The organism is Candidatus Thiosymbion oneisti, assembly GCF_900092655.1.
Classification (GTDB): Bacteria; Pseudomonadota; Gammaproteobacteria; order Chromatiales; family Chromatiaceae; genus Thiosymbion; species Thiosymbion oneisti.
In genome coordinates this window covers 18,244-28,362 of the sequence record NZ_FLUY01000775.1, presented here as the reverse complement: position 1 = coordinate 28,362, position 10,119 = coordinate 18,244, and the positions used below count along the sequence as shown (strand labels likewise).

Annotated in this window: 8 protein-coding genes; 3 read left to right on the top strand and 5 right to left on the bottom strand. The window is 56.6% G+C overall.

The annotated features are described in order from the left end of the window. Nucleotides 1-304: 304 nt before the first annotated feature. A complete protein-coding gene (locus BQ17_RS08500; RefSeq protein ID WP_089726135.1) occupies nucleotides 305-1,777 on the bottom strand; it encodes an AAA family ATPase in 1,473 nt (490 codons plus the stop codon). 535 nt (nucleotides 1,778-2,312) lie between these two features. On the opposite strand from BQ17_RS08500, the gene BQ17_RS08490 reads away from it, so the two are divergent. The 3 genes from BQ17_RS08490 (at nucleotide 2,313) to hflD (ending at nucleotide 4,336) form a co-directional block, all read left to right on the top strand. Then, entirely contained in the window at nucleotides 2,313-2,636 is a 324-nt protein-coding gene (locus BQ17_RS08490; RefSeq protein ID WP_141699173.1) for a hypothetical protein, read from the top strand. Continuing rightward, the gene (locus tag BQ17_RS08485) at nucleotides 2,633-3,505 is read left to right on the top strand and encodes a C1 family peptidase (protein WP_089726129.1); all 873 of its coding nucleotides are present in this window, start codon (nucleotides 2,633-2,635) and stop codon (nucleotides 3,503-3,505) included. The genes BQ17_RS08490 and BQ17_RS08485 overlap by 4 nt, the downstream gene beginning before the upstream one ends. 204 nt (nucleotides 3,506-3,709) lie before the next feature. Beyond that, nucleotides 3,710-4,336: a high frequency lysogenization protein HflD gene (gene hflD, locus BQ17_RS08480; protein WP_089726126.1), complete on the top strand. Its 627-nt coding sequence runs from the start codon at nucleotides 3,710-3,712 to the stop codon at nucleotides 4,334-4,336. 323 nt (nucleotides 4,337-4,659) lie between these two features. Here hflD and ispG read toward each other — a convergent pair whose 3' ends face one another. The 4 genes from ispG to BQ17_RS08465 all read right to left on the bottom strand — a co-directional run bounded on the left by ispG (nucleotide 4,660) and on the right by BQ17_RS08465 (nucleotide 9,956). Next, nucleotides 4,660-5,895: a flavodoxin-dependent (E)-4-hydroxy-3-methylbut-2-enyl-diphosphate synthase gene (ispG, locus tag BQ17_RS08475; RefSeq protein ID WP_256091524.1), complete on the bottom strand. Its 1,236-nt coding sequence runs from the start codon at nucleotides 5,893-5,895 to the stop codon at nucleotides 4,660-4,662. A 121-nt stretch (nucleotides 5,896-6,016) separates the two neighbouring features. Next, complete coding sequence (locus tag BQ17_RS20495; protein WP_141699172.1) at nucleotides 6,017-6,790, bottom strand: hypothetical protein; 774 nt, start codon at nucleotides 6,788-6,790, stop codon at nucleotides 6,017-6,019. 570 nt (nucleotides 6,791-7,360) lie between these two features. Continuing rightward, nucleotides 7,361-8,626 carry a CaiB/BaiF CoA transferase family protein gene (locus tag BQ17_RS08470; RefSeq protein ID WP_089726122.1) on the bottom strand — a complete coding sequence of 422 codons (1,266 nt, stop codon included), beginning with the start codon at nucleotides 8,624-8,626 and terminating at the stop codon, nucleotides 7,361-7,363. Between the two features lie 16 nt (nucleotides 8,627-8,642). Next, the gene (locus BQ17_RS08465) at nucleotides 8,643-9,956 is read right to left on the bottom strand and encodes a CaiB/BaiF CoA transferase family protein (RefSeq protein ID WP_089726120.1); all 1,314 of its coding nucleotides are present in this window, start codon (nucleotides 9,954-9,956) and stop codon (nucleotides 8,643-8,645) included. Nucleotides 9,957-10,119: the final 163 nt, after the last annotated feature.

Sequence of the window (10,119 nt, the reverse complement as noted above, 5' to 3'; positions counted from 1 at the left end):
AGACACTCCGCGGCGCGGAGCTTCTGCGTTCCCACGCGGCGCGTGGGAACGAGAGAAAATCTGTTAATTGAGAACGCTCCCTAAGAAGCTGTCTAAAAACTAACCCATTGATTTTAAGCCGGTAGGCTGGGTTGAGGGACGAGACCCAGCAAACCAGGCTTGCCCCTAAAAGCTGGGTTTCGTTCCTCAACCCAACCTACCGCCTACTCTGGCCTACGGCCCTTTTTTAGACAGCCTCTGAGCCGAAACGGGGTGGGGACTGTCAGCAACCCTGAATGATTCGGCGCTGTTTGGGGGACCGGACTCAAGATTTTTGAGAGTCTTTGCTTGCCGGTTGTGATTGAGATGGGGTACGTTCCGAACTGGAAGCCTTATTCGCCGGTTGTGATTGAGGCATGTCCGAACCGGACTTACTCGCCGGTTGCGACTGAGGCACATCCGAACCGGAACCCTTACTCACCGGTTGCGATTGAGATGTGACATGTTTCAGACCGGAACCCCTATTTGCCGGTTGTGATTGAGATGGGGCAGGTTCCGAACTGGAATTTTTGCTTGTCAATTGTGAAATCATTTTATCCATTAAAAAAAACAGAAGCTCCACATTGTAGCCGGTTAGAAATGATACGGCAAAGCCGGAAAGGCCAGCACTGAGATTATTTCCCGTAAAGAACCAACTGACGGTCAACCCCGCAAGTGCCCCGGTTAGAATACGTAACCGATAATTGATTTCTGTCAGTGGTAAATAGGTAAGACTCTCCAATTCCCGCGATAAGGTCCTTAACACATAGAAGATTGCACCTAACAAACCATAGAGCAAAGGAAGTAGATATCTTTCCAGAGCGATAGTCACATATGCGGAAGAAAAAGTGTTCAAAAAGAACCGATTTCGTGTTATATCATGTTCCCGCTCGAGCTGTTTTTCTCGCAATGTTTCTTTTAACGTCTTAAGTCGTTCGCGTTGGTTGTTTGCGTCTTGTTTTGTGCTATCCGTGGGCTCATTTTTTAATTGTACGGATGTTTCTTGAGCCGCGTTATCTGCATGTTCACTCTGTGGCTGTATGGACATTTCCTGCTGTGCAATCTCATCTTCCAGCATCGCAAATTGGGTTTCGTAATCTGTTTCACGATACCCTCTAAGCTTACCTTGAAACTCGTCCTTAAAGAGGAGAGTCAACCATATCTTATTCCAACTTGTGAGCAGCGCATAGTTTGCATCTTCTTTTTGCTCAATCTCCTTGAATTGAACTTTTAACGCTTTGATAGTGTGGTCATCTTCCAGGTTCTGGTCTGTCAGTTTTTTGAGATGCCTGACTTCTGCGATTTTCGCCCTAATCTCCTCTTTTTGCTCAAACAGTTCTCTCGATTTCGTTTTTGCCGTGACGCCGATGATCAAATAGATCTGAACGACAAGTAAGATGATGACTGACAAAACGGCAACACCTCTATAGTGTGACGCAACTTTATCAATATTTCCCTCCATGTACTTCTTTCTTTTAGGGGATTGATGTATCGCTCTCAGGGATTGGATTGTCACGGGTTTTATGGCACGTGTCACATTCGTAAGCGATCGCCAAAATAACTGCTCCCGCTCTGCGCTCAATGTGCCTTCTCGGTATGAAAACTTCGCTTCGACCAAGACTGAGATGTCATGTTCATCAAGTGCAATACCCTTCTCGGCGACATGTTGAAGCAACAATTGAGCATCTTCAATCGCGGGCGCAATATCGTCCGTCTTCAAAGATAGCGAAGAAGGTTGTGGATTGGTATTGGGCTTCATTTACAGTCCCCTTCATTCGAATTTTCAGAGCCCGTCCGGCTTATGGGTTCGTAGCGAGGGAGCGAGGGGCGAAAGGCAATTTTTCAAGGTTCCTTGTGAGGTGTTGTCGAATGCAAGCTGGTAGCGATTCTCGAAGGACACCGTGGCGTGCAATGAAGTCTACATCATTACCGCTCACAAAGGACACCCCCTGGGCACCCGCAAGCGTCGCGTCCGGTCCCCCAAACAGCATGTCCGGCGTTATTTGGTGCGGCCCGAGAAGGCGTCGTGTTGTGTTACGCTGCGTTCGACGTCGTGCCCTCCGAGACGTTTCCCCGCGCGGCTAACGCAACCTACACCCAAAGCAAGACCCGCGCGGGCAAGCTTTTCAAGGTGCCCCTAAGCAAGTACCCTGTTATCATTCTGGCTTTAAAAACCTCGAGAAAATTGCCTTCCCGACAATTTTTAGTGAAAATTGACTTTCCATTTCGCATTATTTTTCAAGTACTTGTGCACTTGAAAACAGGTTGCTTTTTTACATAAGGTGAAAGCTTATATGAAACAACGATTAATTCTACTACTCCCTTTTCTATTGCTCTTCTTACTGCTGACTAGCTGCGGCGGGCAGGGGGCGAAGCCGACCCCGACCCCCACGCCGACGGATACGGATTACTGCCTGAAGGCGGAACAGAATCTCAAACGCATGCAGTGCAAGGACCGAGCCGGTGACCCGATGTGGGTGAACCGGCGCGGGGAGCGTTTCCGGGACACCTGCAAGACGGCCCAACGAGAAGGTCGCATTTTTCTCAATCCGAAGTGTATAGCGAATGCAAAGAGCTGTACCGAGGCCAACCGGTGCCCGGCGGAGGGAATGCAATGAGCGTATCGATCATTGAACACGGCGATGGCGTCATCACCCGTCCGGGCGGTCAGCTCGACGACCGGGAGATGGGGATCTTCGACCACAAGGCGGGGGTTCACCGCAAGCCCGACTGGTCTTCCCTGGATCGCAGCTTCTCCCGCATCGAGAAGCCGATGCGCCAGAAGGCGGGCGCAAGTCGGGAAGGCCGTGACCACATCATCCCGGAGCATACCCCCATCAGCGACCAGGGGCGTATCAATTCGTGTACCGCCAACAGCTGGTGCGACATGCTGGAGATCCTCGACGGTCTCGCAGGCGGCGACAGGGTCGAACAGCTCAGTCGCCTGTTCCTCTATTGGACCGCCAGGTACTACACGGGCGATACGGAGCGTGACGGAGGCTCCTATTTACGGGCCGCCGCCCACCAGTTGCGGAAGATCGGTGTCGTCGAGGAGAAGTACCTTCCCTACAAGGACACGACCGAGGCCGTCTTTGAGTCCCCGGCGTTGGACCTCTACACGATGGCCAGTAATAACCAGCTCAAAGGCTTCTACCGAGTGACTTCCGTCGGCTCGACGCGGGGGCTCAAGGAGATCGAGCTTGCCATCCGGGCCGATCATCCGGTGGTCTTCGGCGCCCCCATCGATCGAGCCTTCACTCAGGCCCGCGGTATGGACGTCTTCGCTCCACCCGGCGGGAACGAAACCACCGAGTGGCATGCCATGATCCTTGTCGGCGTCGTCTACGACAAGGGTACTCGGCATTGGTTGCTGCGTAACAGTTGGGGTAAACGGTGGGGAGAGAACGGGCACATCAAGGTAACCGACGACTATGTGCGGCAGTTCCGGGACGTGTGGGTCGGTACGCGGATGGACGAACTGACTTAGGGGCTATTTATTGGGGACCTTGAAAAATTGCTTTCCCGGCTCCTGCTTGCCTAATCTGCGGAAATCTGCGTAATCTGTGGATTAAAAATTAGCCACAGCCGACCTTGCAGGGCCTAGCTGCGGATATCCTCTCGGTCTTGGCGGTTGGCAGGGCGGCTCTCGTCGATGCCGTCCTGCAGGTTGGGACGAACCACGCAATAACCCATGGCATATACCGGCAAAGACAGGTCCATCGCCTTGGCGGGTGTCTATCAGTCCGTCCTGTGCGTTCGCCAGATCGCCCGTCAGGGCAGTGTGGATACGGACGCCATGACGCCTTGTATCTACAGCCTGTTCCAGACCGATGCCGATAGTGTTCCCGAGATATTCGGTGCACCGGGCAGCGTGTATGCCGGTGCGAAGGAGCTGGTGGGACAGCTGACGGGCAAACAGCCGCGGGAGATAGAACCGACCCGCTACGTCATTACCCTGCTCAAGCTCGAACGGGTGTTGGCAGGTCGCAGCCAGCTGATTCGGGACATCGGGGTAGGCATAGATGACGCTCGGGCCAAGCTGGATCACTTTCCCATGCTGCACCCCAATCTGCTGGCCCATCTGGCGGACATCTACAGCCGGACCATCAGCCAACTACAGCCGCGCGTCATGGTCCAAGGCGACCCCCGTTTTCTTCAACCCCCGGACAATCAAAACAGGATTCGCGCCCTGCTCCTGGCCGGCGTGCGCTCCGCCTGGCTGTGGCGCCAGATCGGGGGCAGCCGCTGGCAGTTCCTGTTCGGGCGCAAAGCGCTGCTCATGGCGGCCCGCGACTATCTACGCTTGGCGCGACAATGAGTCTTCCCCGCCAAGGAGGGTGTCGTAAAAGCCCGTCCGTGGGCGGTTGCGGGGCGGAAACGGAATAACCTGATCTCCCGTTTCCTTTTTTCTTCTGCATCACACCAAGACGCCAAGCTACAAAGGGGTATAAGGATTGAGAGAAGAACGCCAGAAAGAGAGGAGAATGCTTCGTGTCTTGGTGGCTTGGTGTGAGAAAACTGAAACAAGATCAAGCGGCGGGATGCGCTGCACTTTCCCGCCCGACTTGAATCGCACCCATTACGACACCCTCCTGGGGGGCAGGGGGGCGAGGGAGCGAATGTGGCTTTACTTCGCGATGGCTATGCCGACCGATTCGAATAATGGGTCCGCACATAGTCGTCTACCATGCGCGTGAACTCCTCAGCGATCCGGTTGCCCTTGAGGGTTGCGACCTTCTCACCGTCCACATAGACAGGTGCGGAGGGCCGTTCGCCGGTGCCGGGGAGGCTGATGCCGATGTTGGCCTGCTTACTCTCGCCGGGCCCGTTGACCACGCAGCCCATGACCGCGACCTGCATGGATGCCACCCCTGGGTAACGGCTGCGCCAATGGGGCATCTGCCGGTGCAGGTGGCCCTGAATGTCCTTGGCCAACTGCTGAAAATAGGTGCTGGTGGTGCGGCCGCAACCGGGACAGGCCGTCACCATGGGCGAAAAGGACCGCAATCCTATGGTTTGCAGGATTTCCTGAGCGACGATGACCTCCCGCGTGCGTGATTCCCCAGGCTCCGGGGTCAGGGAGACGCGGATGGTGTCCCCGATCCCTTCCTGCAACAGAACCGCCAGGGCCGCGGTGGAGGCGACGATGCCCTTGGAGCCCATACCGGCCTCCGTGAGCCCCAAGTGAAGCCCATAGTCGCAGCGCGCCGCGAGCGAGCGATAGACCGCGATCAGGTCCTGCACCCCGCTCATCTTGCAGGACAGCAGGATGCGGTCGCGGCCGAGCCCCAGCGCCTCGGCCCGCTTTGCGCTCTCGAGCGCCGAGACCACCATGGCCTCACGCATTACCTCATCCGCTTCCCTGGGGGCGACGGCTCCGGCGTTCTCATCCATGAGGCGGGCGACGAGCTCCGGGTCGAGGCTGCCCCAATTGACCCCGATGCGCACCGGCCGCTCACAGCGACAGGCGATCTCGATGAAGGTGGCGAATCGGGTATCGCGCTTCTCCCCACGGCCCAGGTTACCCGGATTGATGCGGTACTTGGCCAGGGCCTGGGCACAATCCGGATAATCGGCGAGCAACCGATGCCCGTTGAAGTGGAAATCGCCGATCAGGGGCACGTCCAAACCCTGCCGGTCGAGGGCTGTGCGGATGGCGGGGACCGCCCGCGCCGAGGGCTCGTTGTTGACCGTGATGCGTACCAGCTCGGAGCCGGCCCGCGCGAGCTCGGCCACCTGATCCGTGGTGGCCGCTATATCCGCGGTATCCGTATTGGTCATGGATTGGACCACGATGGGCGCGTCACCGCCGATCCAAACACCGCCGACACACACCGGTACAGTCCGGTGACGTTGGATATGGTATGGATTGCTCACTGCGCGCTCCGATCGCAGAAGCATCCTTGCTATTGCTTTCTCTGTGTCCTCAGTGTCTTAAGCCGAGGAACGAACAGCGCTTTCTGCGGTCAGCTGGATGGCTTTGTTAGCTGTTATTGTTTTACAGCTTAGACGCATTGTCCTTCGTACCAGACGGGCAATTATTATCTATTCCCGGGCGATCTACTTCTAGCGTGGCCACCTGAATCCTTCCATTACGTTTTTCCCAACAAATTCGCGCATATTCATAAGCGAATACTGTGCCGTCTGACAACCTTGCCACAGTTTCACCAGAGGTTTCTGCTTTAATAGAAAATTTAGGGTTCCCTATTTTTAGATTTTTGATCTTTAGACTTACATTGCCGGAGGTGCTTACCTTTCTACTTGATTCTCGGCCAAAAACTACAGCAACACTTGTTATGATTCTAGGATCATCATAACGCATGAGAGCTTCCATACGTTTTCTGTTTTTCGCTGAATTCAATTCATCTACGAAATCATATACATCAAATAGTGTAAACACAGAATAGTTTCCTGTTAATCTATACTCATTTGAACTATCTACAGCTATGTCCCCATCCGCCACTTTTATGCCAGCCTTAGTCGCAGCCTTAAAGGCCACTTTACCCGTTTGCTTATTAAATGCCTGCGTAACCTGAGGGGTTGTAATCTCACGCTCCAACACTGGAAGAAATTTTGGATCAAACCTATTAGGTCCCCGTTTCCTTTTCACTCCGGCAAATAGAATTTTTGTATTTATTGATCCGGGCTTACGAAATTTGTTTCCAGTAATAACAAGATAGTTGTCATTTTCCTTTGGGTCTGGCTTCACGGGGCAACCGCTCAGCCCGAGAGCCATAAGGGTGATTGATACTGCTAGAGTTACCGTTTTCATCTTCTTTGTCCCCTATTGAGATTGAGAAAGGTTAGTTAACCGGAAATACTAGTACCTAGTTTCGACCGATGTTGCAAGTTCATAGTATCTGTTTTCACACGCTTGGCTTACCCGCTCCAGTGTGGGGACTAGCAATATCGATCGAAACTAGGTACTAGGTAGTGTTGACATTTAGCGTCGTGTTGGGTTACGGCGCGTTCGGCCCTATCGCTGTACTTCGGGATCGGACAGCGCGCCTAACCCAACCTACACCCAACGCGAGGTCCGTGCAGGCAGGCCACGCGGGGGGTAATGGGGGTGTAGGTTGCGTTAAGACGCCAGCACTGATCTGGCGACAATCAGCGAGCCTTTGTGCGTCGCAATGCAACACGCCAAACCCTGTTCCGACGCAGGAGGGATCTTTTCCCTCCAAACAACGCCAAATAATTCAGAAGAACCACGAATTCACACCAATCGACACGAATTGGTGTGAATTAGTGTCTATTCGTGGTTCATATATTGGGCGTCCCCGCTGTCAGTCTGCGTTACGCCGCATTCCCTCAGGCGTTTTCTCGCACGGCACCGGATGGATCAGACAACCCGATTGTCACGCAGGCGCTTGATCTCGGAGGGGCTCATCCCTAGGAGGTCCTGCAGCACTTCATCGGTATGCTGCCCGAGCCTGGGCCCCAGGCTGTTGATCTCCCCCGGCGTCTCCGACAGACGCGGCAGCGAACAGGGGACGACGAGCGTCTCTCCCACATCGGGATCGTCCACCGCAACCAGGTTGCGACGGGCATGGAATTGCCGGTTACCGAAGATATCCGCGATATTGGCGAGGGGGGCATAGGGCGCGCCGGTCTCATTGCACTTCTTTTCCACCTCATCGCGCGTCAGCGAGCCGCACCAGGCGCTTACCACGTCGTTCACCTCGTGCCGCGCCTCCAGTCGCTTTTGGTGCCGCCCATAGAGGCCGTAGGAGGCCAACTCCGGCCGGTCCATCGCCTTGGCCAGGGCCTCGAACAGCTTGTTGGTCGTGCAGGCAAAGGCCACCCACTTATCGTCCTTGGTGCGGAAGTGACCGAGGGGACAGGCGATCGGATTGTGGGGACCCGTGCGTTCGCGCACCGTTCCATACAGGGCATAGGCCGGCGCCATTTCATCCGAGAGCCGAAAGACTGACTCATACAAGGCAGCATCGATGTACTGCCCCTTGCCCGTCTTCTCTTTGTAGCGCAGGGCCAGCAGGATCCCGATCACCCCATAGAGTCCGGTCAGGTAATCGGCAAGGGTGGTGGAACCCGGCGTAACGGGGGTCTCCCGCGGCATACCTGCAAGATAGGCCAGACCGCCGACGGCATGGGCGATGCGGGCAAAGCCAGGCCGGTCCCGGTACGGCCCGGTCTGGCCGTAGCCGGAGATACGCAACATCACCAACCCCGGATTGAGTTCGCTCAGCACCTCCCAGCCGAGCCCCCATTTCTCGAGGGTTCCGGGACGGAAGTTCTCGCACAGGACGTCGGATTTGCTGACCAGCTTCTTGAAGGTAGCAGCCCCATCAGGGGTGCGCAGATCAAGGGTGACCGATTTCTTGTTGCGTGCCTCACTGAGCCACGCGAGGGTGTCACCGCGTTCGGTAGCGGTCCCGAAATTGCGGCAGGGATCGCCACCGAAGGGATGTTCGACCTTCAGCACCTCAGCACCGAACTCGCCCATGATCCCGGCGGCATAGGGCGCTGCGATGAAGGTCGCCACATCGATGACGCGAATCCCGGACAGCGGCAGGTGCGGTTTTGCTTCCGATTTCGAATTGCCGTGCACAGTTGTTTTGTCCTTCTGTTTGGGCTGAACAGCCATAGGGACGCCCTCTTGATCAGACCACGTGATTCTTGTGAAACTCGGCGAGCTCGGCGGCGGTCATCCCCAGCAGCTCTCCGAGCACCTTATCGGTCATATTCCCGAGCGGCGGCCCCAGGTGCTCGACACGCCCCGGGGTCTCCGACAGCCTCGGGATGACACCCGGCACCGTGATCTCGCCCACATCCGGATCATTGACCGTGACCAGATTGCTACGCGCCTGGTAGTGGGGATCGGCGAAGATATCGGCGATACTGTTCAGGGCCCCGATGGGGACCTGCGCCGCGAGACACTTCTCCATCAGCTCGTCACGGGTCATCGAGGCCGTCCAGTCGCCTACGATGCGGTCGACCTCTTCGTGGGCGGCAAGCCGCTTGTGCTTGAGACCGAAGGTCCCCTCGGCGGCCAACTCGGGCCTTTGCATCGCATCTTCGGCCAAGCGGGCGAACATCTTGTCGTTGGTGCAGGCAATCGCCACCCATTTGTCGTCTTTGGTACGGAAGTGGCCATGGGGACAGGCGATGATGGTCCCCGCCCCCTCCCGCTCGCGGATCTTGCCGTGGAGCCCGTAAGCCGTTGCCATCTCGTCCAACTGGCGAAACACCGCCTCGTAGGTTCCGATGTCGATGTATTGGCCCCGCCCGGTCTGCTCCCGATGGCGCAGCGCCAACATGATGCCGATCGCCCCATACAGGCTCACCATATAGTCGGCAAGCGGATTGGGGCCGGGGATCGTGGGCGTTTGCCCGGGAAATCCGCATAGATAGGCGAGGCCACCGAAGGCGTGGGCGAGGTGCGCGAAACCGCGGTGGTCCTTGAAGGGACCGGTCTGACCATAGCCGGTAACCCGCAGCATGACCAGCCCCGGATTATCCTTGCGCAAGTCCTCCCAGCCGACCCCCCAGCTCTCCATGGTGCCCGGCCTGAAGCTCTCTACCACCACATCGCATTTCGCAACCAGCTTCCGAAACAGTTTGGCCCCGGTGGGCTGGCGCAGATTGATGGTAACGGATTTGCGGTTGCGGGCCTCACTCAGCCAAAACAGGGTCGAGTCCTGGCGACGGGAAGGGGTACCCAAGGCCCGCATCGGGTCACCGGCGATCGGGTACTCGACCTTGTAGACCTCGGCTCCGAACTCGCTCAGGATCGAGGCCGCATAGGGCCCCGCAATGAAGTTGCCCACGTCGACCACCCGGATGCCGTCGAGCGGTAAGCCTTTGGGCGCGGCAGCCGGTTGGTCTTGTGCCTGAGCGGCCGGCTTCTCGGTGCTGGCGTCCTTTGCCGCCCGCTGGGTCTCCTTAACGCCCGAATTTTGCGTTTCTTGGCTCATTGCCTACCCCTTTCGCTGTGTGTAATGATGCAGGCACGCCTGCGGCAACCCGATAGTCCGGCGCCGGAGCGGATGCGATCACAGTCACATAACCCCCCCGGCACGGTTTCCTGCGCCTTGCCGGGGGAGCAAAACCCGCTGCCGATCGGAAAGCCGTTCCCTG